The sequence below is a fragment of the Bacteroides intestinalis DSM 17393 genome, from assembly GCF_000172175.1.
GTDB classification, from domain to species: Bacteria; Bacteroidota; Bacteroidia; order Bacteroidales; family Bacteroidaceae; genus Bacteroides; species Bacteroides intestinalis.
The window spans coordinates 124688-151033 of sequence record NZ_ABJL02000006.1; the positions used below are offsets into that span (position 1 = coordinate 124688).

Genomic DNA, 26346 nt, shown 5'->3' on the forward strand with positions numbered 1-26346 from the left:
TACAGAGTTTTTTGGACTAATTAGTAAAAAACACTGTATTTTCCGTGTCTCCTGTATTTCTATACCCAGACTATTTCAGGCTTTTATAAATCGCTTCCTGTATATTGGTACGGATATTCATCTCAGTCAGTTTTGTATTCCACACATTGGGACACAGACGGTTGCTGAGGAAAACATACACCGTTCCATGTTCAGGATCCACCCAGGCACAGGTACCCGTAAAACCGGTATGTCCGTAAACGGTATTGGTAGCCGAAGGAGCACAAGGACTGTTCTTCAAATCCTTCAAATTAGGTTTGTCAAAACCCAATCCTCTGCGACTGATGGCAGAGGCCTCCGTAGTGAACAAACGGCAAGTCGCCTCACTCAAATAACGTTTGCCATTCCATTCTCCCCCATTCAGCATCATCTGGTATATCTTCGCAACTTCCGTAGCTGTAGAGAACAAACCTGCATTACCGGAAATGCCACCCATACAAGCGGCAGTCTCATCGTGCACATAGCCGCATAAATCCTGACGGCGCAGGAAATCATTCGCGGCCGTAGGCATAATCTCTTGTTTGGAGTACCTTAATAAAGGCAAATACATGGTACGCTGCAATCCCATAGGTGCATAAAACTCTTTAGCCAGATAAAGGTCCATTGGCAACTTAACTATAGCCTCTACCACCTGCTGCAACAGGATAAAGCCAAGATCACTGTACACATACCGCTTGCTGTCCATATCACACCGGGCAATCTTTTGCAAGATGGTATTCTTAAAACTCTTGTTCAGCCACATTCTGTCAGCTACATGCAAGTTGTAAGCAGATGATTCTTTTTCAGCTACCAAGCTTTTCTTAAACTTAAAGCTTGAACAATAATAGCTATGTTCACTGACCTGCGTGCGATGCCACTCATCCACCCAACTTTGAGCATACGGGCCATGCACCGAATTCGGGTCGATGGCCTCCAGATAGAAACGAATATAAGGAGGCAGACCGGACTCATGAAGAAGCAAATCCTTTATTGTAATATTCTTCTTATTAGTATTCCGCAAGATCGGCAAATACTGGGACACTTTATCCGTCAGCTTCAACTTACCCGTATCATACAGTTTCATCACGGCAAGCAGTGTTGCAGTAGTTTTCGTCAAAGAAGCAAGGTCGAACATATCTGTAGGGCGTACAGCAGTGGTGTCTTTATCTGAATGAGTACCGAAACACTTATCATATACCGTCTGACCATCTTTCAACACCAGCACCTGACAACCGGGATAGGCTCCGGCAGCCAATCCGCCCTTGACAATCGCATCGATACGGTGCAACTCATTAGACTTCATTCCCAAATCTTCAGGAATAATACGTCCCGGCTTCATCCCCGGAGTAATCACACTTCCCTCACCAGCCTGATAGAGATTACCGATGCTCATGGAAAGCTTTCCCTGAGCAGGGACTTTAGCAAATATCACACCCGCTACATATTGCTGAATATCCGCTTCCGACGAATGTCCCAACACCACAGCACTGGCCTGATTCAAAGCAGGAACTAAAGGTTGCATAGCACGATAGGACGTAAAGAAAACATATATTATGGGGGCGGGTAAATTCAATCCTGCCAGAAAATCGGCATAAGCAAGTGCATCTGTATCTTTACCTGATATGCTGATTACAACCCGACGATAATTCGCCAGTTTGCGTGCCAATTCACGGCGCTCATCTTCACCCATCTCCCCCGTCAAATGAAAACACTCTACAGGAACAGGTGATAATTTCTTCATCTCAGCAATGAAGATGCTGTCTTTACCTTCGACCACACTCAACAGTGCAATCGGAGTGTCGCCGACAGGTGTCAACGGTAATACTCCAAAATGATTACCCAGCACCGTAACAGCAGCCTGGCGAAGTCGCGTTACCAGTGCCTTGGCTTCATCTGTATGGATACGATAACTCATTCCGCTAACCTGCAACTGCGGACGCGGCTGACGTAAACCCAACAGATATTTATAAGTAAGTATCTTACGACATTTCTCTTCTACAACCTTCTCCGAAAGAACACCGTCTTTCACCGCATTCAGGACCTCCTGCACAGCATTTTCAGTATTATACTGCACCAGCACCATATCATTTCCTGCAAGCAAGGCTTTTGTAGTAACTTGGGGCACAGATGAAACTCCCTTCATATCCAGTGCATCCGTAAACACCAATCCCTGAAAGCCCATTTCATTTTTCAATAATCCGGTCACCACATTTCCGGAAAGTGAAGAAGCCGTGATAGCATCCGGTTCCAGCACAGGTACCTGCAGATGACCAACCATCACCCCACCCAAGCCGGCACGTATCATTTCCTTAAAAGGATACAGTTCCACACTATCCAGGCGTTCGCGGTTATAACATAGTGACGGTAATCCTTTATGCGAGTCCACATCCGTATCTCCGTGTCCGGGGAAGTGTTTGCTCACGGACAACACACCGCCACTTTCCAGTCCACGACTATAAGCGACCACCTTTTCAGCCACCTTCTTCGGGTCTTCCCCGAAAGAACGTACATGGATTACCGGGTTCAGAGGATTGGTATTGACATCCGCATCCGGTGCAAAATTCACATGAACACCCAGCTCACGAAATTCCCGTGCCACTTCACGCCCGTATTCATAAATCAGATGGTTGTCTTCAATACAGCCAAGTGCAGCATTCTTCGGGAAATAAGGCGTACCTTCCAGGCGCATAGAGAGTCCCCACTCACCATCGAAAGTAATCATAACGGGAACTTTAGAATTCTTCTGGGCAATATTCGTCAGTATAGCCTGCTCTTCCGGTGTACCTTCAGCAAACAGCAGACCTCCTATCTTATATTTCTTAACCAGATCGCGTATCTGTTTCTTCTTTTGTTTATCCACTTTGGCAGGAAAGGTGGCAACAATCAACTGTCCTACTTTTTCCTGCAGATTCAAACCGGAATATACAGAATCTACCCACTGTTTGCAACGGGCATCTGCCGCTGAAGGGAGAAAAGATGCCTCTGCCTGGGCATGAAGCAATCCTGCGCCCCCCCACAAAAGGGCAGCAAACAATAAGAGAATAGGTCTCTTCATTTTTTTTACTATTTAGATGATTGGGATATTTATTCTTCCGCAAGTGTTAGTTTCAACATACCAACATAAATTCCATTTTTCCCGGTATGCATCACCGATACATTCCGACCGTCTTTATTCAAGTAAACAGCCGGTTCCTTCATAAAGGTATGAGTATGTCCGCCCAGAATGGCATCAATATGGTTCGTTTTCTGTGCCAGTTCTTCGTCACAAGGAGCATTTTTAAGTTGATAACCGAGGTGCGACAAACAAATGACTACATCACAACCTTCCTCATTCTTCAGCAAGTCCGCCATTTTCTGTGCTGCTTCTATCGGATCATTATAAACCACACCTTCACATTTATCAGCCTGCACCAAGCCTTCCATCTTCGGAGCAAGACCAAATACACCTATCTTCAACCCATTGCGGTAAAAGGTAGTATAGGGTTTCACCAAGCCTTCCAGCACTGTACCTGTCACATCATAATTGGAACATACCACCGGGAAATTTGCCATGCGGAACAGACGTGCCATATTTTCCAGGCCGAAATCAAATTCATGATTACCTATTGTCATGGCATCATAGCCCATAAGATTCATCATCTTTACTTCAACTTCTCCCTGAAACAAATTGTAGTAAGGAGTTCCTTGGGAAATATCTCCGCAATCAAACAGTAACAGGTTGGGGTTTATTTTACGCGCTTCCTTAATAAAAGTAGCCCGGCGCACCGTTCCACCCATACCGGCATAGCGGTCGGCAGCATTCACAGCAATGGGTTCAATGCGGCTGTGCGTATCACTTGTTTGCAGAATCACCAGTTGTTTGGTTTTCTGGGCAGAGTCAGGAGCTACCAGGCAGAGAGGCTCTACAGGTATCTCTTTAGTCGATTGCTGTGCGGATATCGAAAATAGGCAGCAAACTGCCATCAATAAAAGAATATATCGTTTCATGATTTATAATTTATGATTATGCTCTTGCGAAACTGGATTACTCATCTTTCACAGTTATCCTGCCTTCCATACGGGAAGTAATCTTCTTTCCGGCAGTAGTCTGTTGCTCCACATAGTCCATAAACAAACCACGCAAAGTAGCCCCATCCGGACATTCACGTTTCTCAGCTTGCGGCAGGGCAGTCATACCATCGTTTCCGTCTGCCAGATAATCAATGGTAGCAATTGTATAAAGCTGTTCATCCTCTATCGGATAGCCTGCAACCGTGCCTTCCAATAGTTTTCCGTCTTTTGTTATCAGAAGCTGCATCCCACTGACACCTTGCCCGTGACATGCTGCAATATTATTGAACAATTCTTTCAGATAAACTCCTTTCATGGTCAATACACAAAGAGAATTTTCGAAAGGCAATATCTCATAAATATTTTCGCAGGTAATAGGACCTTCAGTCAATACATTACGCAAGCCACCCATATTTATTAATCCCATATCGGCAGGCTTACCCAATACTTGTCCGGCTGCATTACGTAGAACATCCGCTACCAGATTAGAAAGCAGACTTTCAGGCGCTCCTTTGTCCATGCTTACTTCTGCAGTACCTACCACACGGAGCATGATACTGTCAACCTTCGCCTTATAGGGAGCAAGCAATGCTATCGCTTCAGCATCAGGATTTACATCCCAGGTAGAGTCAACCGCCACCATCGTCCCCTCCGCCTTCGTCACCTTATATGCAGAACTACAAGAGCTTAGCAAGAATACAGCTACCAAAAGTACGGCAGGGATAAATTTCAAAGTCATTCTTTTCATTTCGTTTGTTTTTTAAATTGCTACAAATATAACGAATAGTCCTTTTTCATCACACCTCAATAGAAGAAAAAAGAAAATGCCTCTTCATTTTCAGGCATATTTTTTAATTCCCGGAAAGTTCTATATAAAAAAGGATTATTTTCACCCGTAGGTTGAAGTAAAGTGTTTCGGTACAGTAATGAATTAAAGATTGCTGGTGAATTCATTGTTAGTATACTGAAAATCAATCAATAGCATTTACCGGCAGCTTACCACAAGATGTAAAAGCATTTACTGCAGCATGTAACAGCCTTTACCGCTTATTGTAACGGGCTTTACCTCGGCGTGTAACGAGCTTTACTTCGGCGTGTAAATGAAGTTACCGTGTGGGGTTGATAATAAACCGCCAAGACTTACGTTATTTATCAGGTAGATATACCTATATTTGAATTCCAGAAGTAATATAAAAGACAGATAAGCACATGGGAATAAGCACAGTAACTGATCAGAACTGGCACATAGTCCGCTACTCAGCAGAAGAAAAAGAACGCTGGGACCGCTTCGTGCGCCGTTCCAAAAACGGTACATTCATGCTGCAACGCGACTATATGGACTATCATGCCGAGCGTTTCCATGATTGTTCCCTGCTGATTTATTGTAATCAGAAATTAACAGCCTTGCTCCCCGGCAACCTTTCCGGTGATTGTTTTTATTCTCATCAGGGACTGACTTATGGAGGAATACTCCTCTCCGCCTCTATTACCTTAGTGCAAGCAAAAAGTGCATTCTGCACCGCCCTGAATTATTTACATACGGAGTGCGGTGTACAATCAATAGTATATCGGGCTATTCCGCACATTTATCACCGCTATCCGGCGGAAGAAGATTTATATATCCTCGTTCGCCTGGGCGCACAACTTACAGCACGTAGCATCTCATCCGTAATTCCACTGGACGACCGTCTGCCTTTCCGCACCCTGCGCCGTCGCCAATTGAAAAAGGCACAGGCCTGTGCACTGACAATCACAGAAGACGAGGACTTCGCCTCTTTCTGGTCAATATTGGAAGAAAACCTACATGAACGATATTGTGTTGCCCCGGTACATTCACTGGAAGAAATCACCCGACTGCACAAAAACTTTCCCCGTCAGATTTCCCTTTTCCGGGTATGCGACGGAACTAAAACACTGGGCGGCTGCGTAGTATATGAAACCGACGAAGTGGCCCACGTGCAATACATCGCCGCTTCCACACAAGGAAAGAAATGTGGAGCACTCGACCTGCTCTTCCACCAACTGATATATAGCCGCTACGGACAAAAGCGTTACTTCGACTTCGGTATTTCCACCGAACAAGGCGGACAAATCTTGAATGAAGGATTACTTTTCCAGAAGGAAGGTTTCGGTGCAAGAGCAATCATGTATGACGTTTACGAATTGAAATTATGATAAAGTATTTAGACCTGCAAAAGATCAATGCTTCCTTTGAGCCTGAACTGTCGGATGCCTTACTACGTGTTTGCCATTCGGGATGGTACCTGTATGGAGAGGCGACGGCCCGTTTTGAACAAGAATTCGCAGCCTACTGCGATACAGTTCATTGTGTAAGTACGGGAAATGGTCTGGATGCTCTTACATTAATATTTCTTGCTTACCGTGAATTGGGAGTCATGGATGCTGGAGATGAAATAATCGTCCCTGCCAATACATACATCGCAACCGTACTCTCTATCCTCCGTGCCGGACTGAAACCGGTGCTTTGTGAACCTGCCTTTGAAACATGTAACATGGACATCACCTATGCAGAATCGCTGATTACCCCTCGTACACGTGCCATATTACCGGTTCATCTATATGGACGTTTAGCCGATATGCAAGGAATATACGATCTGGCTACCCGCTACGGACTAAAAATCATAGAAGATGCCGCACAGGCACATGGTGCCATCTGGAACAAAGGCTTACCAGGAAAAGGAAGCCCAGCTTTGCGAGCCGGTAATTTAAGTGATGCCGCAGCCTTCAGCTTCTATCCGGCCAAAAACCTGGGTGCCTTGGGAGACGGTGGTGCCATAACCACCCATGATGCCGAACTTGCCACCACCGCACGTTCCATTGCCAATTACGGTTCTACAGAAAAATATGTTCATCTGTACCAAGGCATAAACAGCCGATTGGACGAATTACAGGCGGCGGTTCTTTCCATAAAGTTATCCCGCTTAGATAAAGATAATGCCCGAAGGAGGGAGATAGCACAATCCTATAAAGAAAATATTGACTGGCAACGCTTGGGATTACAAAGTACTGTCCATACGGATCATATTAATGAAGCCAATGTCTTCCACATCTTTCCCGTCTTTTCTCCCCGCCGGAATGAATTGCAACGTTATCTGACCCAATGCGGTATTTCTACTCAGATTCATTATCCCATTCCACCTCATCGCCAGGAAGCGTTGAAAAAGGAATATGGAATGCAACAACTCCCCATTACAGAACGTATCCATAATGAGGAGTTAAGTCTCCCCATCTCTCCATTACTCACGAATGAAGAGACAGAGCATATAATAAACCGCATCAACGCCTTTATTTAGAAAGTCAGCACCTTATAATATGAAGACTTCGGTAACAGGTTCTCATCAAACAGAAGCGGATAATTACGCTGACGATTCCCCCAACGACGATCCAACCATGAATCGCCATCATACACATTCCAGAAAGTTACGTTACTAATCACATGCTTATAATCACGCATCACCCGGAACAACATATCATACTGGGCCACTTGTGCCGCATCCGCCTCAGGAGTCAGTTCCAACTTCTTACCCTCCTGATTTACACTGAGCTGTCCGCCTTGTTCCCGAGTGTTGATACGAACATCCAATTCAGTAATATGAATATTATCAACCACTTGTGAATAAAGTTCGAGAGCCTTTCTGAACTCATCTTCCGTAGGAGAAAGAACATTGTAGTGTCCTTGCATTCCGATACCGGAAATGGGTATTCCTTCGGCCTTCATACTCTTAACCATATTATAGATACGATCGCGCTTGGCAGGATTCGTTTCATTGTAATCATTATAGAAAAGCAATGCTTTAGGGTCCGCTTCATGAGCATACTCAAAAGCCTTTTTAATAAACTCATCACCTGCAATCTTGTAATAGAGAGACTGACGGTAAGGAATCTCCGCTTTCGCATCATCTGTCATTGCTTCGTTCACCACATCCCATGCATAAACAACATCTTTATAACGATTGACGATAGTGTGAATATGAGTTCTCATTCTCTCAAACAACACTTCCTTTGAAACTAAATCACCTTTTTCATCATGGAACATCCAATCTCCGGTCTGAGCATGCCAAACCAGGCAATGTCCCCGAAGTCCAATCTTATGGGCACGTGCGAAGTTAGCAATCTTATCGGCATTTTCCCAGTTCCATTTTCCCTCTGCAGGCTGTGTGGGTTGAGGTTTCATATCATTCTCCGCAGTGATACTGTTGAAGTTAGAAGTAATCAATGCTATCTGTTGAGATGAATTAAAATTCGCCATATTCACCGCACATCCTATAGTGAAATAATCAGCATAGGCATCCTTTAGATTATTCACTCGAATATCATTGGCAGAAGTAGCATGCAAACCTATCAGACAACCAGTAAAGCCACCGGCAACATTGGTTGAAAGAATATCACCGGACACGGTGTTACCCAGCAGCACGAAATTATTCCCATCCAGCGAATAACTAAAGTCATAATTATCTCCTACACCTTTCACCTGCAACCGGATTGGATTCTTCATATCCACCTTTGCACTTGCAAGAAGGCGGGTATTGCCTTTTTCTGTCTTCGCCAGCACCATATGGAAATCTTTATCTTGCTTCATCAGACCGAAAACATAATTAAAATTTTCACTCTGCACACAAGTGATACCTGCTAAGTCTTTCTCCGTTTTCGGAGTATAGTTCAAAGTAGTAGTAAATGAGAAGTTATTATGCTGCTGTCTATAGAAAAGCGTCGAAGTTGGTTTCACTTCTTTTATGTTTACCGGGAACGGGGTGACTTGTAATCCTCCGTCCTTCAGAATTGAAATAAATTCTTCACGAGGACCTCTCAAACCAATCCAGCGGTAATCCAGTTGCGGAGATGTGAAGTTTTCGGTAAACGTAAAATTACCGTTAGGGAAATAGCCGTCTTTTCCGGTTTTATTTTCAACACCTGCAGGAGTCTTCAGCTTTGGCTCCATCGGGATAAGTCCGTTTTCAAAGACGGGGAATTCACCCGACCAGTCTACCGGCAGGATAAATGTCTCCCGACCGATATTCACTCTGCCCTTTTCATTGGGGCGGATAGCCAGAAATACACCGTAGTACTTGCCATCAGGTCCCTCTACCAAATCGGCATGTCCTGCCCAATCTACCATATTCTTCCGGTTATGATCCAAATATCTCTGGCTCAGGATAGGATTGCTCGGAGCCGGGATAAAGGGGCCTTTCGGGTTATCACTCACAAAGATAACTTCACTATGCCAGCCCCCCGTACCACCTTCGGCACACATCAGATAGTAGCGTCCGTCTTTCTTATAGATATGGGGAGCCTCAATCCAGATAGGCTTTTTGGATAAATCCACGCCCCCGTTTACAATAACCTGATCCGTACCGGGAATCACCTGATCGTTTTCCACATCATACTCCCAGATTTTAATCACACGGTGTCCGTTATAGAGTTCTTCGCCACGCTTCGGTCCATCGTTATGAACCACATACGCCTTGCCGTTATCATCAAAAAAGATAGATGGGTCGATACCGTCAAAATTCAACTTAATAGGATCACTCCATCCTTTGAAAGGATCTTTCGACTTTACAATGATATTCCCGAATCCCCCTGCAAACTGAGTGGTAATCATATAGAAAGTATCATTATTGGGGTTATACTTGATGGCCGGAGCATATACACCGGCACTGATACCCGTATCATGTACTTTCAACTGTGAAGTACGGTCCAGCACATGGCCGATCTGCGTCCAGTTCACCAAATCTTTTGAGTGGAAAATAGGCACACCGGGAAACATGGCAAACGATGAACACACCAGAAAATAGTCATCCCCTTTGCGAGTTATGGACGGATCGGGATAGCAACCCTGCAAAATAGGGTTATAAAACTCACCGGGCGACAGAGGATTCTCACTGTACACCCGATCATTGCCCTGATAGACCACCTGCGAGAATACCGGAGCACCCTTTACCTTTTTACCTTTAGCTCCCTGGCTAAATCCTGTTACTGAAAACATTACCATACAAACTGACAACAAAATGATACGCTTACCCACGGAAAGCGTTGATTTCACCTTTCTCATTTCTATATAAAATATCTATTTATAATTACGAATCACTTTATTTCTTATCGCTGATACGGAAATAGTCAAAGTCTACATACCCCCCGGAAGTCTTGGTAGCATAATTGAATAGTCCGAAACGGTACCCCATAAAATGTGGGAGGGTATAGGCCATTTTAAGCTGACTACCTATTTTAATCCACTTCTTGCCATCCAGGCTATAGTAGAAGTCTGCCATATCTTTCCTATCCGTGAAGTTACATTCGGCTTTCAAGAATACTGTATCCTGGTTCAGTGGCAGACTTTCCACCTCTTCCGGCTTATCAGTCTGCGCACTTACCATTACAATCTTCTTTACCCCGTTTTCATACATTACACCTACGAATCCATATTTTTTCTGAAGAAGTGCAAGACCTGCAAAATCTCCCTCTTTCATATTAGATACATCCATAGAAGTGGTTCCCGAACATACCGGACCAACCGTTCGCTGTGTCAATGTATTTCGTGCAGACAAGAAATCAGCATCCACCCGTCCGGTTTTAAGGCGCAGATACCCCTTTCGTTCACCAACCGACCAAAGAGAATTATCCGGGTTGTGATTCCACTGCCAAACCAGCGGCAAAGCTGCATCTTTTTTCTTGCGTATAAACTCATCCGAAGCTACAATACCCGGTATTAAGCCTTTACTTGCCGGTAGATCCAATGTTTCCGGAACTTTTCCATTTATTCCAAGAACGGGCCAGCCATCTTCCCATTTTACCGGAACAAGGTAAGGAATACGGCCTACCGCGCCATTATCACGGAAAAGATAAGCAAACCATCTGCCATCAGGCGTATCTATCAAGCCTCCTTGAGCCACACCTTTATCCTGCAAAGCTACTCTACCCTCCCAAGGGCCATTCATATTATCAGCGCGGTGAATAACCACTGTACGCATTCCTCCCCTCGGCCAGGTTATATTAAATAAATAATACTTCCCATTCACCTTAAATAACTGTGAACCCTCAGCGGGCAAACCGACATTATCCCCTGACGGAGCACTGGCATTCTCAATAAAGATACGTTCAGTGCCTTCTTTGATGCCGGATAAATCGGGCTTCAACTCCGCTATATGCAGTTTACCACCTCCCCAGATGATATAAATTCGACCATCATCATCAAAGAAAACCGTATGATCATGATAAGAGGGAGTAAACGTGACTGTTTTCCAAGGACCTTTTTCTATATCTTCCGTAGCATATATATAGGTCTTCCCGGTAGTGCTGGAGAATGTCGATACATAATACATATTATTATGATAGCGAATACAGCTTGCCCATGTTCCGCTTCCATACGCATTTTTTCCATTATTCAGGTTCAGCGCATCCACATCTGCCAGAATATCATAGCAATAATTCACCAATTCCCAGTTTACAAGATCTTTCGATTTCATAATGGGGACTCCCGGAGCCATGTGCATGGTCGTACTACTCATATAATAGGTATCTCCTACCCGAATCATCGACATATCGGGTACATCGGCATACATCACCGGATTTCCGGCTGAGCTTCCCTGGCTCAGAGCTGTGCAACTATACAGGATGGTTACCAGCAAGAAAAGATAAAAACGTCTTTGCATACTATTTCTTTTTTGATATTTCTTTGCTTGTTTCTTTCGCAGGGAAATCTCCCTGCAGCAAATATACAACATAGACATCAAAAGGCACCTACAATCATTTTACACAAACTTTCGCTGATATTACATCTTTCTGCAATAACATTTCATTTTCTTTCACTCATGTTACATCCGAAAGATACAGAAGGTATTCAAGGGCAAATACAGGCTTAAAAAGAAGAAAAAGGTAGGAGGTAATTGTTGCACCATCTGAAACAAACAGTTCCATGCCGTGAAACAAATGATGAGTTATAAAGGGCATTAATGCCGTTCCCAGAAATCGAGGTATTGCCGGGCTACTTTGATATGATCATGATGTTTGGCTACGTATGCTACACTTTGCGCCGACAGTTCCGGAATACGTTCTTTATGAAGAACAATCTCTTCCAGTTTCTTGTAAATATCCTGTTCATCAGGCAAGACATTGATAATGGGGCGAAGCTCCGTTTCATTTAAGATTTCATAGTTTTCGGGTTCACCGCCTCCCACAACAGTTACTCCTTTTGCCATGGCAAGCAGTGAGTTCATAGAAGGAGTATATGAATACAACTGGTCTAACTGGACATCCGCATCATCCATCAATTGCTGATAACGGGCATAAGGCACATCATGCACTTCGGTAATCCGGCAAAGGTCGGGATGCTTGCGTTGCACTTCTTGCAACACAGGCAGCATGACATCAGTACCTTTCACAGTATCTTTAAAGTTCTGGATACCAATAAAAAAGTTCAGTATCTCCGGCACAGTGCGAATACGCGAAACGATTTTATGCAGATTGATCGGTAAAGGTACAAATGCTGTCTTCTCCGGGAAAAGAAGCTGATAAGCAACATAATACTCCCACAGGCAAGCCATTATACCATTGCAACTTTCGGCAATGGTGCGGGTAGCATGAGCAGCTCCCCCATAATACCAATCCTGAAGAGTCATTTTATTAAAATCGGTATCACGATAGCAGTTACCGGTTTTAAAATCAGAGTAGCGATAAGTATCAGTCTCCATACAGGCGCGGATATAATAATAATCAGTTCCAAAAGCACCTAAAAAGACTTTGCCATTAAATCTGCGCAGATAGTGGTAAGCAGGCAAAGTACGCTCACTACGCAAATGCAAGAAATAGGGGCTAATCAGTTGAACGACATCATAATTACGAAAACTTGGCAAATGGCGCAAAATACGTAAAAGACAAGAAATCCCATCATATAAACTATTCGTAGGACGATCCAAAGCTATATCACGCGGATAATTTTTCCAGCCGCAGCCATCGGAAGCAACACAAACTTCATGTCCTAATGCCCGAAGCCCATCAGCAAGGCTACAATGTAATCCACTATATTCTCCAAGTAACAATATTCTCATATAAACAAACGGATATAAGCATTGACAACAGGATATACCAAACCATACTTCCAGGAATACCACTCATCAGACAAAGGTAACAACCCTTCCGCTTTTAAAATACTCATCCAGTGATTTATCTCTCCGACACTACATTTATTGCGCCACATCTGACGGATATAATCAATCATAAGGAAATTCAGGCGCCGACGTAAGGCTTTTACCTGCATGGGAATAATCTTCCCATCACTTTCAAGGGAACATAATAAGTTTCTTACCCTGTATAGCATACCCCGGAAATCATTCAATCTCTTTAAACGTATTTGCAAAGCTCTTTCGTGAATAATAGAAGAGGAACTTCTAAAATAGGCATAAACCGGATAATCAGTAATGAGAGTAGTCGATGCCAAGCAATATGCTTTTGCCACAAAATCTTCATCTTCATGGAAACACGACTCGGCAAATGCCAATCCATGAATATTTAGAAAGCTACGACTAAAGAAATGCCTCCATGCAGTACCCATAAAGTTATTCTTACTCATATATTCGGCTCCTGACTCATAAACCTCCCATTTATAGTTAAAAGATTGAGGTATAACGCCAGGCCGGTTAACCTCACACATCTGAAAAGAACAAACATCTGGCGTATATTTCAAGAGATAAGGAAAGCAATAGGATAGATTTGGGAAAAGATAATCATCTGCATCTACAAACATCAGATAGGTACCCGTTGCCTGACGGATACCCTGATTACGTGCCCCACCTAATCCTTTTCCATTGTCATCCACCACAATTATCTCATAGCTTCCCTCTTCCATCCCTTGCCGGCGGATAGAATCAAGACAACGTTGCAGCAGCACCGGGTCTGCCGTACCGTAAAAGGGAATAATTATGCTGATAAAAGGACTCATGCAGCAAATATACAGAAAATCCTCCCCCAGCCCTACAGCCGGAGAAGGATTTTCAAGAAAAAGACACTAAAAAAGTTATTCAATCGGTATTCCTTTATAGAAGTCCAATATCTTTGTACGGAACAGATATTCATATTTAGCCTGCAATTCATCAGATTGGGCTTTCATCAGATTCTGTTTCGCTTCGTTATACTCTACAGCGGTTGCTTTACCATTGTCATACTTTTCACTCATCAGTTTGAAAGACTCTGCACTGGCATTGGTAGCTGTACTACTACTGGTATATTTGCTCTCGGAAGCCAATGCATTGTACCATGCCTGCTGTATTTCCTTATAGAGCGTCTTCTTTACATCGTCCAACTGCAAAGAATAATTCTCCTGCTGTAAGCGGGCAGTACGTACACGATTGCGAGTGGCAAAACGGTTAAAGATGGGCACACTAAGACTGAGTCCTACGTACTTGCTAAAGTTATCCCGCATTTGCTGACTGAAATTACGATCGAGAGTAGAATAATAATTCGTACCAAGACTACCATTCAGATTCAATTTAGGATAAAAAGCACTCTGAGCAATACGAATACTATGTTCACTACCTTCCAAACGATATTTTGCAGCCTGAACAGCAGCTTTACTTGTTAATGCCGTCTGATAAACCTCATCCGGTGGAGTAAGAGGAAGCAGGTCCAATTTTACCGCAGGAGCTGATAAAGAAAACCCTTCCGGAGTTTCCAACTCTATAAGCTGGCTAAGATCAAGTAAAGCAAGCTGGTAATTATTATCTGCCTGTACAGCTTTCATCTCATCTTGTGCCACGCGAGCCTTAGCCTCAGCAACCTCGGCAGGAGATGCTTTACCCAGTTCGGCAAGACGTGCAATACGTGCCAACTGTTCTTTACTCAATGCCACCTGACTGATGGCTACCTGATATAGCTCCTGATCGAATAGCACCTGCAAATACGCAGAAGCAATATTAATGGAAATATCCTCCTTAGCCTTTTCCAAATCCGCAATAGCGGCTTTCAGATTCAATTTAGACAAAGCATACTGATTGGGAATTTCCAGACCGGAAAATAAGGGAACACTGGCAGACACAGACATATTGGTGCTGTTACTACTTGTATTGACATAAACCGTAGAATAATCACCAGTGGCTTCATTCTTTACAGCCGTTTGCGTACGTCCCCAGTTCCAGCTTTGCCCGGCACTACCATTCAGATTCGGTAGGCGTGCCCATTTAGCCGTGTTCACACTCACGGCACTTTGTTCCGCAGCATTGGCAGTCCGGCGGATGCTAATATTATGTTCTATAGCGTAGTCGATGCACTGGCGCAGCGTCCAGCCCTCCTGAGCCTGTACTGAGACGGCAAAGACGGCCATGCATCCCATTATTAAGTTCTTCTTCATAATCTGTTATTATTGAATTATACAAGGTTACTCCAACGGTTTTTATTTATCCTTCTTTTCTGCACCACGTACTTTAGACTTACCGTCTACACCGTCTTTGATAACAATCTTGATACCATCGCTCATGCCAACTTTCACTTCTTTACGTTCAAACTTCTGGGTAGGCACACTATCCGTCATCACATATACGAATGTGCTGTCCCCACTGAATTCGATTGTACTCTCAGGCAAGGTAAGTGCCTGCTGTGCACGTTCCAGTACAATTTCCGCATTAGCAGAATAACCCGAACGGATCATCACCGTATCCGGTACCTGGATAGCCGCTTTTATTTCAAACTGATTGGCACCATTCTCCTCCACTCCCTTCGGAGAAATATATTCCAGTATAGCATCGAATGAAAGATTCTGCAAAGCGCCGATTGTCAGCTTCACCGGCATTCCTTCATGCACACGTCCTACTTCCGTTTCGTCAATCTTACCTCTAAAGATGAGATCGTTCATGTTAGCAACCGTAGCGATTGTAGTACCATCATTGAATGTATTACTCATAATTACCGAGTTACCGGCCTTTACTGGTACATCCAGAATCAAGCCGTCGATTGTAGAACGGATCAGCGTACTTGAAAAAGAAGCACTGTTCTTTGTAATACCCTCCTTCACAATTTCCAGATTATCCTTAGCTGTTTGCAACTCCTCACGTGCCTGTTTCACACTAACCTCAGCTTTTTCATAGTCCTCACGGCTAACCAGCTTGTCCTCAAACAATTTCTCTACACGAGCGAAGTCAGTTTCACCCTGCTTCGCATTGAGTTCAGCCAGACGCACACGGCTCTCGGCAGAGTTCAGCGTACCCAGTTCGGGAATTACTTTCACTTTAGCAATCACTTCACCCTTACGTATCGTTTGTCCGGCTTCTTTATACAGCTCGTCAATGATACCCGATATCTGAGGCTTGATAAGGATCTCGTCTCTCGGTTCCACCTTTCCGGTTGCCACCGTTGTTTTCTCCAGATCAGCTACTGCCGGAGTAATTGTCTCATAAACCGTAATCTTCGGTTTAGACTTCTGATAAAGGAACACGAACGTGAAGATGAAAATGGCAGCTACAACTACCAACAATGCGATTTTCAGATACTTTTTCATACTATTATTATATTATTGTTTTTCTATTTTAATTTTTACCTTACTGTCTGTAGGGCTTCTCTAAAGATTCAGAGACCTCAATTATTCATCCCTGATAGCCTCGATAGGCTTGATCGCCATGGCACGATAAGCGGGAGCCAGCCCTGCTAGTACCCCCAAACCTATCAGCAACGCACATGTACCGATAGCCAGCCCGAATGAAACCTGGTAATGCGTAGTTATATGCCCCGGATCATTGGCAGCAACCTCCAATACCTGCAACACCAATACGGCAAAAGAAATACCTGCCATACCCGCAATCGTGGTCAGCACCATACTTTCCGAAAGAATCTGTTGCAGAATATCCCGTGGACGTGCTCCAATAGCGCGTCGAATACCGATTTCCGTAGTACGTTCGCGCACCGTTACCATCATAATGTTCGATACACCAATTGCTCCGGCAAATAAAGTACCCAAACCTACCATCCAGATCAAAATCCGGACACCAGTCATCAGATTATCCACCATAGAGAACATAGCCTCTGCATTCAGCATCATCACTGCCTGCTTATCATCCGGAGATATGTAATGAGCCGCCTTTACAATGCGCTCTACCTTATCCTGAATATCCGTTACCTTAATATTCGGTTTCACTGTAAAACATATCACATGTATCCGGTTACCCAGATTATATGCCTGTTTCATGGTAGTATAAGGCAAAGTCACAGCCTCCGATGCTTGTCCCTGGATATTCATATTCCCCTCGGACGAGCACATACCGATAACCTGGTAATAAATACCGTCTACCCGAATATACTTTCCACATGGATCTTCTCCCGGGCGGAATAAGCTTTCATACACACGTTTACCAATCACACACACTTTACGCGCCTCCTTAATATCCACATCATTAATAAAGCGTCCGTATGCCATCTCTTGATGCTCTATATGTTCATACTCGGGATACAGTCCCTTTACACTACAATCATATTTTTTATCTCCGTGTATGGCTGTTCTTCCCCAATAAGCGATGGACGGTGTAATGACATCTATTTCATTCACCCCATGACGCAGACGCTCAATGTCCGATAGTTCCAAATCCCACCAGCGTCCTTTGCGGAAACCTTTATACGCTTCCCCCGTCTTCTGCGAAACCAGAAAAGCAGAATTCGTGGCAAAGCCCTCGAACTGGGAACTCATAGCCTGCTGCATCCCCTGGCCACCACCAATGAGTGCCACCAGCATAAAAATGCCCCAGAATACACCAAAAGCCGTCAGTAAGCTCCGCGTTTTGTTTCTTGTAATCGTGATGAGGATTTCCTCACAAGAGTCTATATCTATTCTCATAATTTCTATTTACGATTTACGTTCGACTTAATCCGCTCTCAATGCTTCTATCGGACTGATACTCACAGCCTTCTTCGCAGGGAAGAATCCTGCCAGTGTGCCTGCGATAATCAAAGTGAGCGTAGCCTGAATGGCAATCCCCAAATCTACTGTCGGGTTCGAGAACATGGTTTGCTGGAACATTCCCGCATCCATAGTCTGATTACCAAAGGCTGAGTTCATCCATTCCGTGACGGCAATGCCGGCCACCATACCTATATATCCGAACAGAGTAGTGATAGTGACACTCTCCACAATTATCAACCAAAGGATGGATAACGGCTTCGCTCCAAGTGCCTTACGGATACCGAATTCACGAGTACGCTCCTTCACTGTAATCAACATGATGTTCGAAACTCCTACAATACCGCTCAGTAAAGTAAAGATACCAATTACCCAGATAGCTGTACGCAGCATTCCCATTGCATTTTGCGTCCGCATATAATCCGTGAAGCGGTTCCATATCCAGATAGCACTGTTATCTTGAGGATCGAAACGGCGACTGGCACCAATTACCCTACGATAGTTTGCCTCAAAAATTTCATTGCTCTCTATCGTTTCCAGATTCTTAGTCGTAAAGATGATATTGTTCAGCTGTTCACCTTTATTATAAATGATCTGCAAAGTAGAGAAAGGGATATAAGCCTCACTGGCTTCACGGTCTCCCTGGTCGTTATAGATACCAACGATCTGATAAGCCACTCCACTTGCATTAACAAACTGTCCGATAGGTTCAGTATGAGTCTTACCGAATAGAATTTCAGCAGTTTTCTTATGTATAACCATCACTTTCCGGCGCTCCTTCAAGTCATTCTGGTTGATAAAACGCCCGTCTGCAGTCTTCACAGTCTCCACCTCCGTATAGTTAGGATGTACCCCCATCAAAGAGATATTAACATACTCCTGCCCAAAACTGACGTTTACATTACTCTGCCGTACAGTAGCACCGGCACTGATGACATGATCCGGAAAAAACTTTTCGGTAGCTTCCAGATCATTATTCTCCAAACGGACACGGCGTCCCTCTTTCAATCCCGCATAAGGCTTGGAAGTCCATCCCGGAAAAATGCGGATAGAGTTCAATGCGCGTTCCGAGGAAGATTGGTCGAAAGCATGGATAATACCGTTTCCGGCACCCAGCAATACGATAAGCATAAAAATGCCCCATGCCACGGCAAACCCTGTAAGGAACGTACGCAATTTGTTCCGTTTGATGGTTCCGTATATTTCTTGCCAAATATCAAACATATATTCATTTACTATTTGACAATTTACAATTTACAATTTGCCTTCCGGAATGTTGGCGAAGCTTCAATTGTACGTTGTAAATTGTACATTGTACATTCTTTTATTTCATGAATCCGTCTTTTCCGAATGGAGAAGCATCATGGTTCTGATTTTCTTCAATACTGCCGATAATACCATCCTTAATATGAATAATCTTATCCGTCTGATTGGCTACACCGCTTTCATGCGTAACCACCACAATAGTCATACCTGTCTTGTGCAAATCTTTAAGAATCTGCATAACTTCCACGGAAGTCTTACTATCAAGGGCACCGGTAGGTTCGTCAGCCAGGATAATCTGCGGCTGAGTGATAAGAGCACGGGCAATGGCGACACGCTGTTTCTGTCCGCCGGACATTTCGTTCGGCATGTGATGCGCCCAATCTTTCAACCCCAAGCGATCCAGATACTCCAGTGCCAGGGCATTGCGTTTGCGACGGCTCACTCCCTGATAGAAAAGGGGTAGCGCCACATTCTCCACTGCATTTTTAAAGGAAATCAAGTTAAAAGACTGGAAGATGAATCCAATCATACGATTCCGGTATTCAGCCGCCTTGGTCTCACTGAGATTTTTGATCAGCGTACCATTCAGATAATACTCACCGGTATCATAATTATCCAGAATACCTAATATATTCAGTAGAGTGGATTTACCGGAACCCGAAGCTCCCATAATGGAAACGAACTCCCCCCGTTTAATTTCGAGGTTGATGCCTTTGAGCACATGTAGGGGTGCCCCGTTGTTGTAGGTCTTGTTAATGTCTTTCAGCTGTATCACGAATCTCTCTGTTTTTAGTCTGTTTCTTATTAATTTTCACTATTAGACGCAGCTATGTTACGAAAAGTTGCAAATGAGGTGAAGTTTTTTTCAAAAAGATTTTGAAGTATCATTTTTCTTTGTGTAATTTGTAACCATAAAACTAATTAACTAACCCTTTAAACAAAACATTAATATCATGAATTCAAGCATGGAAAAGCCCTACGTAGTAGGTATTGACATAGGCGGAACAAACACCGTCTTTGGTATTGTAGATGCACGTGGAACTATTATTGCAAGCGGCTCTATCAAAACCGGCGCTCACGAACAAGTAGATAATTATGTAGACGAAGTCTGCAAAAATCTGTTACCTTTGATTATCGCCAACGGTGGCGTAGACAAAATTAAAGGTATCGGTATTGGTGCTCCCAACGGTAACTACTACAGCGGTACTATTGAATTTGCCCCTAACTTGCCCTGGAAAGGTGTAATTCCTTTGGCAGCCATGTTTGAGGAACGTCTGGGTATCCCGACTGCATTGACGAACGACGCCAACGCCGCAGCTATCGGTGAAATGACTTATGGTGCTGCACGTGGTATGAAAGATTTCATCATGATCACTCTGGGTACAGGTGTAGGTAGCGGTATCGTTATCAACGGTCAGATGGTTTATGGTCACGATGGTTTTGCCGGAGAATTAGGTCACGTCATCATACGTCGCGAGAACGGTCGTCTCTGCGGATGCGGACGTCATGGCTGCTTGGAAACTTACTGTTCGGCTACCGGTGTAGCTCGTACAGCCCGTGAATTCCTAACTGCACGTACCGAACCAAGTTTGCTTCGTTCTATTCCTGCTGAAAACATCACGTCTAAAGATGTGTACGATGCAGCCGTTCAAGGTGACAAACTTGCACAAGATATCTTCAACTTTACAGGTACTATTCTGGGTGAAGCTATAGCAGATGCTATCGCATTCTCCAGCCCCGAAGCTATCATCCTGTTTGGTGGATTGGCTAAATCCGGAGATTATATCTTCAAGCCTATCCAGAAAGCTATCGATGACAATGTGCTGAATATCTATAAAGGTAAAGCCAAGTTGTTGATGTCTGAATTGAAAGACTCTGATGCTGCTGTATTAGGTGCCAGTGCATTGGGCTGGGAACTAAGAGACTTGAAGTAAAAATAGTCCATCATAATTTTAAGTAGAATCCTCCTTTTGCCGGTAAAACGGGAAAGGAGGATTTTTTTATCTCACAAAACTCCAAAAGTTTTCAGGCGTAATTATCTCATAAACAGAGTTTAGATAACTTTCCATAAAAACCTTAAGCTGCTTACTTTTAGCCTTAGCGTTCCATTTAAACTCCAATGCACCCGCATCCGTCCTCAGTTCTAACGGAGCAAAATTGGAAATCACTGCATTTCTGATTCCATTATCATAAAAATAAATTTTCTTTCCTTTTTTTATTTCATTCCTCAGATTTCGACTAAAGGAATCCAGTCTGAATACAACAAAGCATTTTTCCAGAAGACATATATAGTTTTCAACGGTTTCTTTATCTATTCCCAACAGATTACTTAGTTCATTATAAGACACTTCACTTCCTAACTGTAAAGCTAAAGCTCTAACAAGTTTTTGAATAACATCAGGCTTTTTCAAGCCCTTATAAGAAAACAAATCTTTATACAGATAATTGTTATCTTTTGGCATCCCCCGGCTCCGTTATCACTTCCGGATATAAGCCATAAATCAATCTATTCTCTAACAATCGTTTTTCCTCCCGTTCAGAAGTATCAGCAGCCAGCTCAGCCAAAGAAAAAGGATAAAGATTATATTCTATCAAACGCCCAGTAGCCGATTCATTGATTTCATTTGCCATATCAAACGAAGAAGAGCCAGTGACAACAAAAGGGTTGTTTTACCAGCCTGTCTTGCTCCCAATAATACAATTACTTTCTTGCGTTTGAAATCAGCAAGAATTGATTTCTGGATTTCCCGTTCAAGCATAACCACTTTTTTCTACAAAGATATAATTTTTCGATTACAACCGAAAAAATAGTACTTGCAAAACTTCAGACAGTAATTATATCAGTATTGCTGTACATACCGGTCCAAATTATCCTTACCCGACAAACCTATTTTATTCTTAATACGCTGCTTCGTCTTTAATACCGACTTAGGAGTAATAACTGCAATCGCTTTATTGCACAGCCGGGCGCGAATCAGATAACATAGTTTCAAATCCTGCGCACTTAAACCAAACGAATTCAATACAAACCTTTTACTACTGCATATCACCATACCTAAACTATACCCGAGATACACTTGCTCCGTAGTATCTCCCCTCACAGGTACCTCTGAGTGGAGAAACTACGGCCTTGGTACGGAACAAGTGCATCCCAAGTATAGTACGGATAGCCATCTCACACCATTCTAATTTCAACCTCTCAACTCCCTGCCGACAAGGAGTTAACTCCCTGTCGGCAAGAAGTCAACTCCTTGCTGACAGGAAGTTAACTTCTTGTAAGGCACAGAATGTCAGCTACCATCTATTGCAATAAAAAAGGGAAACCAACGAATCGGCTTCCCTTTTTTATCTCGAAATTAGAGTATAACAGATTAGCTATTAACTCTTTTTTCTTTAATTCTTGCTTTCTTACCGGTAAGAGCACGCAGATAGTACAATTTAGCGCGACGAACTTTACCCACCTTGTTCACCTCGATGCTATCGATAGCCGGTGATTCGATTGGGAAAATACGTTCTACGCCTATGGTACCGGACATCTTGCGTACAGTGAAACGCTTCTTGTCTCCGTGACCGGCAATCTTGATAACAACACCACGGTACAACTGTACACGTTCTTTGTTACCTTCGACAATACGATATGCTACTGTAACAGTGTCACCTGCTTTGAAGCTCGGGTGTTGTTTACCGGTAGCAAATGCTTCTTCTGCAATTTTAATTAAATCCATTGTTATTGTTCTTAAATTGTTTGATCGTTACAACGCAACATACCAGGCTTCTCTCTGGGTCCTGACAGCGATTGCGCGAAAGCGGTGCAAAGGAACGAATTATTCGGCAGATACACAAATAATTCGCTCATTTTTTACTTAGCGGCGATCACCCGAAGAACGGCGGGAAGTGTTACTGGAAGAACTGTTCTCTTTACGTTCCGTACCCGGCTTGGTAGTGGTGCTACGGCGAGTAGTGTTCGTTTTGCTTTTCGTTTCACTGCTGCGATTGCTGCGGGAATTATTACTGTTACTGCGGGAACCGCTATTGTTGCGCGTGCTGTTATCTGTTCTGCGCGTAGTGCTACTATTGCTGCGTGAGCTATTATTAGTATTGGTAGTAGCATTACTGTTCGTACTTTCACGACGGGTAGTACCGGTAGTGGCAGAGCGGTTATTATTGGAACTGCTACGACGGGTAGTGTATACATCGTCTCTTGCCGGTGCACGATTGGAACCCGGACGTACAGTTACAGAACCGAAATCCGAACGGCGGTGCGTAGTATAGGATTTAGTATCACGGATGCGGTACGAACCGTTATAGAACGGATGTTTGTAACGTCCACGATAATAGCTTGTATTATTATAATGTGTACGATAGTGCCCACCTGCGTAGGTACGATAATGATATGGTCGAGGGAAATAGAAATGATTGTGATTGGTATACGTGATGTAAACACGGAAGTACCAACGGTTTCCACTGGTATAGATGGGGCGGTAGAAATACTCTGCCTGCATAAAGCGAGCATACTGCCTGCTGCTAAGCACCCAGCGGAGATCGTCATTTCGTACATCCAGATAATCATAATAACGATTGAGCGCCCACTCATTGCCATACAATACATCATCCATCAGATAGCGTATGCCGGAAATGAAATCATAATTGATTTCATACACATCATTGTATTGCTCGGTGTTCAGATTCAACTCATAAGCCATTTTATCGGTGAGGAAACGGGTTTCCTTACGTACTTTGCTATTACTCATAGCGTCCGTGCCTGCACTGCAAACAGCAGTACTCAAAGTGGCAAGCAGGATAAATAATATTCGTTTCATGGTAGCGTTTTTTACTTAGTTCATGAATATCTATTCTTTGTTGAAAACAAAAATAGGGGAAGATTATCCCCTATCCGCTTGTTTCTCTCTATTCTTATATAGGGATTTCCCTAATCAGTTTAGGACTTCGGGGAAGTTACCAACACAATACCATCTCCCGGCAAGAGGATGAGATGCTTTTTATAAAGATCGCCCACTCCTTTCTTAAAGGTCTTCTTACTCACCCCAAAGGTAGAGTAGATTTCATCTGCCGGACTTTTATCATTCAATGCAATCCGTCCGCCATTATCCTTGATGTATTGCAACAGGGTTTTCGAAAAATCGTCTACCTTCTCGAAACCGGGTTTCTGGAGTATCAGGTCTATCTTGCCATCTTCGCGTATCTGCTTGATAAAAGCTTTCACCCGGTCGCCCGTGTGCAGGGACTGGAATATTTCACTATCATAGAGCAAACCGCTGTACTTATTTTCAATGATTGCCTTGAAACCTAAATCCGTCTTTTGCCAGATCAGTATATCTACTTCATCCCCCGCCTGATAAGGGGCAGCCTCCTTGGAAAGATAGCGGTCCACTTTGGCAGAAGCTACGATGCGGTAACTTTCATCATCCAGATGAGCATGAATGACATACTTCTTCCCAACCTGCATCTTCATCTTTTGTTCACGGAAAGGAACGAAAAGGTCTTTCATCAATCCCCAATTCAGGAATGCCCCGTACTCATTTACCCATGCCACTTCCAGACAGGCAAATTCGCCCACCTGCACCAGCGAGGTCAGCGTGGTGGCAACAAGGCGTTCCTCGTTATCCAAGTATATAAATACATTCAGTAAGTCTCCCGGCTGGCAACCTTCGGGCACATAGCGCAAGGGAAGCAGGATTTCTCCGTCTTCACCACCATCCAGATACATGCCAAACTCTACTTCTTTGACTACCTCCAAGACATTGTATTTTCCTAATTCGATGCTCATAATTTCTTTTCCTTTGGGGCAAAGGTAATGCAAACCGAAAGCAGTACAAAATAAGCTTGCTTATTTTTAACGCTAAGATACAGCTAATCTTCGCTTTTGAACAAAGATTAGATATAAGGAATAACTTTTTAATCTAAACCATAACTTTTTTCTATGAACAATTCTCCTGGAAAACAGTTATTTTTGTACCGCGAAATCAGAAATGAGAGAAATAATATTCACCTTTAAATACATAAAAGTTATGGAATTTCTAACAAACGAAAAACTTACGATTGTAGGAGCTGCCGGCATGATCGGCTCTAACATGGCACAGACTGCCATTATGATGCACTTGACACCAAACATTTGTCTGTATGATCCTTACGGCCCGGGCTTGGAAGGTGTAGCGGAAGAAATGTTCCACTGCGGTTTCGAAGGACTGAACCTCACTTACACTTCCGATATCAAAGAAGCACTGACAGATGCCAAATACATCGTATCTTCGGGTGGTGCTGCCCGCAAAGCCGGCATGACACGTGAAGACTTATTGAAAGGCAACGCCGCCATCGCCGAGGAATTCGGTAAGAATGTAAAGGCTTACTGTCCGGATGTGAAACATGTAGTGGTAATTTTCAATCCAGCTGACATCACCGGGTTGATTACCCTGTTGTACTCCGGCCTGAAACCTTCACAGGTAACTACCCTTGCCGCTCTCGATAGTACTCGCCTACGCAGCGAACTTGCCAAGCATTTCCACATTTCTCCCGATAAGGTGGAGAACTGCCGTACCTATGGTGGCCACGGAGAACAAATGGCTGTTTATGCTTCCACTGCAAAAGTAGACGGTAAACCTTTGTTGGAAATCATCGGTACTCCTGCTCTCACAGCCGAGCAATGGGCTGAAATTCAAAGCAAGGTAACCAAGGGTGGTGCCAATATTATCAATCTTCGCGGACGCTCTTCTTTCCAAAGCCCTGCGTACGTATCCATAGAGATGATTGCCGCTGCTATGGGTGGCAAACCGTTCCGCTGGCCTGCAGGTACCTATGTACACAGCCACGGTTTCGACCACATCATGATGGCTATGGAAACAGAAATCACCAAAGACGGCGTACATTACAAAGAACTGAAAGGTACTCCGGAAGAAGAAGCCAAACTGAAGGAGAGCTATGCACACCTTTGCAAGCTGCGCGACGAAGTAATCGGAATGGGTGTACTTCCTGAAATAAAGGATTGGAAAAGCATCAACCCGAATATTGATTAATATAACGTTCTAAAAATAAAAAGGTATAAATGTATGTGTGCCCAATAAGAAAAATATATTTTCCCAGTAGGAAAAAAAAATTAGGCAATAGGC

21 protein-coding genes and 1 pseudogene are annotated in these 26346 nt (G+C 43.6%); 4 read left to right on the forward strand and 18 right to left on the reverse strand.

The genetic code is table 11. The features are described from left to right. Positions 1-70: 70 nt before the first annotated feature. The 3 genes from BACINT_RS02560 to BACINT_RS02570 are packed head-to-tail and all read right to left on the reverse strand — an operon-like array spanning position 71 to position 4816. Complete coding sequence (locus BACINT_RS02560; RefSeq protein WP_007660343.1) at positions 71-3073, reverse strand: glycoside hydrolase family 3 N-terminal domain-containing protein; 3003 nt, start codon at positions 3071-3073, stop codon at positions 71-73. A gap of 29 nt (positions 3074-3102) precedes the next feature. Continuing rightward, positions 3103-4005: a bifunctional metallophosphatase/5'-nucleotidase gene (locus tag BACINT_RS02565; protein WP_007660344.1), complete on the reverse strand. Its 903-nt coding sequence runs from the start codon at positions 4003-4005 to the stop codon at positions 3103-3105. A 37-nt stretch (positions 4006-4042) separates the two neighbouring features. Next, positions 4043-4816: a 5'-nucleotidase C-terminal domain-containing protein gene (locus tag BACINT_RS02570; RefSeq protein WP_007660346.1), complete on the reverse strand. Its 774-nt coding sequence runs from the start codon at positions 4814-4816 to the stop codon at positions 4043-4045. Between the two features lie 461 nt (positions 4817-5277). Here BACINT_RS02570 and BACINT_RS02575 point away from each other — a divergent pair, with 461 nt between their 5' ends. Continuing rightward, a complete protein-coding gene (locus BACINT_RS02575; RefSeq protein WP_007660356.1) occupies positions 5278-6243 on the forward strand; it encodes a GNAT family N-acetyltransferase in 966 nt (321 codons plus the stop codon). Then, positions 6240-7382, forward strand: a complete 1143-nt coding sequence (locus BACINT_RS02580) for a DegT/DnrJ/EryC1/StrS family aminotransferase (protein ID WP_007660357.1) — start codon at positions 6240-6242, stop codon at positions 7380-7382. Before BACINT_RS02575 ends, BACINT_RS02580 begins: the two co-directional genes overlap by 4 nt. On the opposite strand, the gene BACINT_RS24710 is transcribed toward BACINT_RS02580, so the two are convergent. The 9 genes from BACINT_RS24710 to BACINT_RS02625 all read right to left on the reverse strand — a co-directional run bounded on the left by BACINT_RS24710 (position 7379) and on the right by BACINT_RS02625 (position 19997). Next, on the reverse strand, positions 7379-10078 hold the full coding sequence (locus BACINT_RS24710; protein WP_007660358.1) for an endo-1,4-beta-xylanase: 2700 nt from the start codon (positions 10076-10078) through the stop codon (positions 7379-7381). The two genes, BACINT_RS02580 and BACINT_RS24710, sit on opposite strands and share 4 nt — an antisense overlap. Before the next feature lie 97 nt (positions 10079-10175). Next, positions 10176-11735, reverse strand: a complete 1560-nt coding sequence (locus BACINT_RS02590) for a glycoside hydrolase family 43 protein (RefSeq protein WP_044154678.1) — start codon at positions 11733-11735, stop codon at positions 10176-10178. A gap of 297 nt (positions 11736-12032) precedes the next feature. After that, entirely contained in the window at positions 12033-13130 is a 1098-nt protein-coding gene (locus tag BACINT_RS02595; RefSeq protein ID WP_007660360.1) for a glycosyltransferase family protein, read from the reverse strand. Next, entirely contained in the window at positions 13127-14020 is an 894-nt protein-coding gene (locus BACINT_RS02600; protein ID WP_007660361.1) for a glycosyltransferase family 2 protein, read from the reverse strand. The genes BACINT_RS02595 and BACINT_RS02600 overlap by 4 nt, the downstream gene beginning before the upstream one ends. A gap of 75 nt (positions 14021-14095) precedes the next feature. After that, positions 14096-15424: a TolC family protein gene (locus tag BACINT_RS02605; RefSeq protein ID WP_007660362.1), complete on the reverse strand. Its 1329-nt coding sequence runs from the start codon at positions 15422-15424 to the stop codon at positions 14096-14098. Positions 15425-15466: 42 nt separating this feature from the next. Then, a complete protein-coding gene (locus tag BACINT_RS02610) occupies positions 15467-16567 on the reverse strand; it encodes an efflux RND transporter periplasmic adaptor subunit (protein ID WP_007660363.1) in 1101 nt (366 codons plus the stop codon). 81 nt (positions 16568-16648) lie between these two features. Next, positions 16649-17893, reverse strand: a complete 1245-nt coding sequence (locus BACINT_RS02615) for an ABC transporter permease (protein WP_007660364.1) — start codon at positions 17891-17893, stop codon at positions 16649-16651. A gap of 27 nt (positions 17894-17920) precedes the next feature. After that, positions 17921-19180, reverse strand: coding sequence for an ABC transporter permease (locus BACINT_RS02620; RefSeq protein ID WP_007660365.1), 1260 nt, complete (start codon positions 19178-19180; stop codon positions 17921-17923). Positions 19181-19280: 100 nt separating this feature from the next. After that, positions 19281-19997 carry an ABC transporter ATP-binding protein gene (locus BACINT_RS02625; RefSeq protein ID WP_007660366.1) on the reverse strand — a complete coding sequence of 239 codons (717 nt, stop codon included), beginning with the start codon at positions 19995-19997 and terminating at the stop codon, positions 19281-19283. Between the two features lie 178 nt (positions 19998-20175). Between BACINT_RS02625 and BACINT_RS02630 the strand changes: the two genes are divergently transcribed. Beyond that, the gene (locus BACINT_RS02630; RefSeq protein WP_021967915.1) at positions 20176-21156 is read left to right on the forward strand and encodes an ROK family protein; all 981 of its coding nucleotides are present in this window, start codon (positions 20176-20178) and stop codon (positions 21154-21156) included. A gap of 66 nt (positions 21157-21222) precedes the next feature. Here BACINT_RS02630 and BACINT_RS24460 read toward each other — a convergent pair whose 3' ends face one another. The 6 genes and pseudogenes from BACINT_RS24460 to BACINT_RS02650 form a co-directional block, all read right to left on the reverse strand. Then, a complete protein-coding gene (locus BACINT_RS24460; RefSeq protein WP_007660368.1) occupies positions 21223-21684 on the reverse strand; it encodes a DUF4143 domain-containing protein in 462 nt (153 codons plus the stop codon). Continuing rightward, the gene (locus BACINT_RS24465; protein WP_007660369.1) at positions 21671-21853 is read right to left on the reverse strand and encodes a hypothetical protein; all 183 of its coding nucleotides are present in this window, start codon (positions 21851-21853) and stop codon (positions 21671-21673) included. The genes BACINT_RS24460 and BACINT_RS24465 overlap by 14 nt, the downstream gene beginning before the upstream one ends. Before the next feature lie 209 nt (positions 21854-22062). Then, positions 22063-22245 (reverse strand): annotated as a pseudogene (locus tag BACINT_RS23515) (helix-turn-helix transcriptional regulator); the annotation flags it as partial. A gap of 348 nt (positions 22246-22593) precedes the next feature. Next, positions 22594-22947: a 50S ribosomal protein L19 gene (gene rplS, locus BACINT_RS02640; RefSeq protein WP_007660372.1), complete on the reverse strand. Its 354-nt coding sequence runs from the start codon at positions 22945-22947 to the stop codon at positions 22594-22596. 138 nt (positions 22948-23085) lie between these two features. Then, complete coding sequence (locus BACINT_RS02645) at positions 23086-24042, reverse strand: hypothetical protein (protein ID WP_007660373.1); 957 nt, start codon at positions 24040-24042, stop codon at positions 23086-23088. A gap of 119 nt (positions 24043-24161) precedes the next feature. Beyond that, a complete protein-coding gene (locus tag BACINT_RS02650) occupies positions 24162-25010 on the reverse strand; it encodes a CvfB family protein (RefSeq protein WP_007660374.1) in 849 nt (282 codons plus the stop codon). A gap of 241 nt (positions 25011-25251) precedes the next feature. Between BACINT_RS02650 and BACINT_RS02655 the strand changes: the two genes are divergently transcribed. Continuing rightward, positions 25252-26253, forward strand: coding sequence for a malate dehydrogenase (locus BACINT_RS02655; RefSeq protein ID WP_021967914.1), 1002 nt, complete (start codon positions 25252-25254; stop codon positions 26251-26253). Positions 26254-26346: the final 93 nt, after the last annotated feature.

Coding starts and splice junctions, on each gene's coding strand:
- BACINT_RS02620 (WP_007660365.1), bottom strand. CDS start 19,180: ATGTTTGATATTTGGCAAGAAATATACGGAACCATCAAACGGAACAAA.
- BACINT_RS02645 (WP_007660373.1), bottom strand. CDS start 24,042: ATGAAACGAATATTATTTATCCTGCTTGCCACTTTGAGTACTGCTGTT.
- BACINT_RS02655 (WP_021967914.1), top strand. CDS start 25,252: ATGGAATTTCTAACAAACGAAAAACTTACGATTGTAGGAGCTGCCGGC.
- rplS (WP_007660372.1), bottom strand. CDS start 22,947: ATGGATTTAATTAAAATTGCAGAAGAAGCATTTGCTACCGGTAAACAA.
- BACINT_RS02615 (WP_007660364.1), bottom strand. CDS start 17,893: ATGAGAATAGATATAGACTCTTGTGAGGAAATCCTCATCACGATTACA.
- BACINT_RS02560 (WP_007660343.1), bottom strand. CDS start 3,073: ATGAAGAGACCTATTCTCTTATTGTTTGCTGCCCTTTTGTGGGGGGGC.
- BACINT_RS24710 (WP_007660358.1), bottom strand. CDS start 10,078: ATGGTAATGTTTTCAGTAACAGGATTTAGCCAGGGAGCTAAAGGTAAA.
- BACINT_RS02600 (WP_007660361.1), bottom strand. CDS start 14,020: ATGAGTCCTTTTATCAGCATAATTATTCCCTTTTACGGTACGGCAGAC.
- BACINT_RS02580 (WP_007660357.1), top strand. CDS start 6,240: ATGATAAAGTATTTAGACCTGCAAAAGATCAATGCTTCCTTTGAGCCT.
- BACINT_RS02650 (WP_007660374.1), bottom strand. CDS start 25,010: ATGAGCATCGAATTAGGAAAATACAATGTCTTGGAGGTAGTCAAAGAA.
- BACINT_RS24465 (WP_007660369.1), bottom strand. CDS start 21,853: ATGGCAAATGAAATCAATGAATCGGCTACTGGGCGTTTGATAGAATAT.
- BACINT_RS02595 (WP_007660360.1), bottom strand. CDS start 13,130: ATGAGAATATTGTTACTTGGAGAATATAGTGGATTACATTGTAGCCTT.
- BACINT_RS02575 (WP_007660356.1), top strand. CDS start 5,278: ATGGGAATAAGCACAGTAACTGATCAGAACTGGCACATAGTCCGCTAC.
- BACINT_RS02570 (WP_007660346.1), bottom strand. CDS start 4,816: ATGAAAAGAATGACTTTGAAATTTATCCCTGCCGTACTTTTGGTAGCT.
- BACINT_RS24460 (WP_007660368.1), bottom strand. CDS start 21,684: ATGCCAAAAGATAACAATTATCTGTATAAAGATTTGTTTTCTTATAAG.
- BACINT_RS02605 (WP_007660362.1), bottom strand. CDS start 15,424: ATGAAGAAGAACTTAATAATGGGATGCATGGCCGTCTTTGCCGTCTCA.
- BACINT_RS02610 (WP_007660363.1), bottom strand. CDS start 16,567: ATGAAAAAGTATCTGAAAATCGCATTGTTGGTAGTTGTAGCTGCCATT.
- BACINT_RS02630 (WP_021967915.1), top strand. CDS start 20,176: ATGAATTCAAGCATGGAAAAGCCCTACGTAGTAGGTATTGACATAGGC.
- BACINT_RS02590 (WP_044154678.1), bottom strand. CDS start 11,735: ATGCAAAGACGTTTTTATCTTTTCTTGCTGGTAACCATCCTGTATAGT.
- BACINT_RS02565 (WP_007660344.1), bottom strand. CDS start 4,005: ATGAAACGATATATTCTTTTATTGATGGCAGTTTGCTGCCTATTTTCG.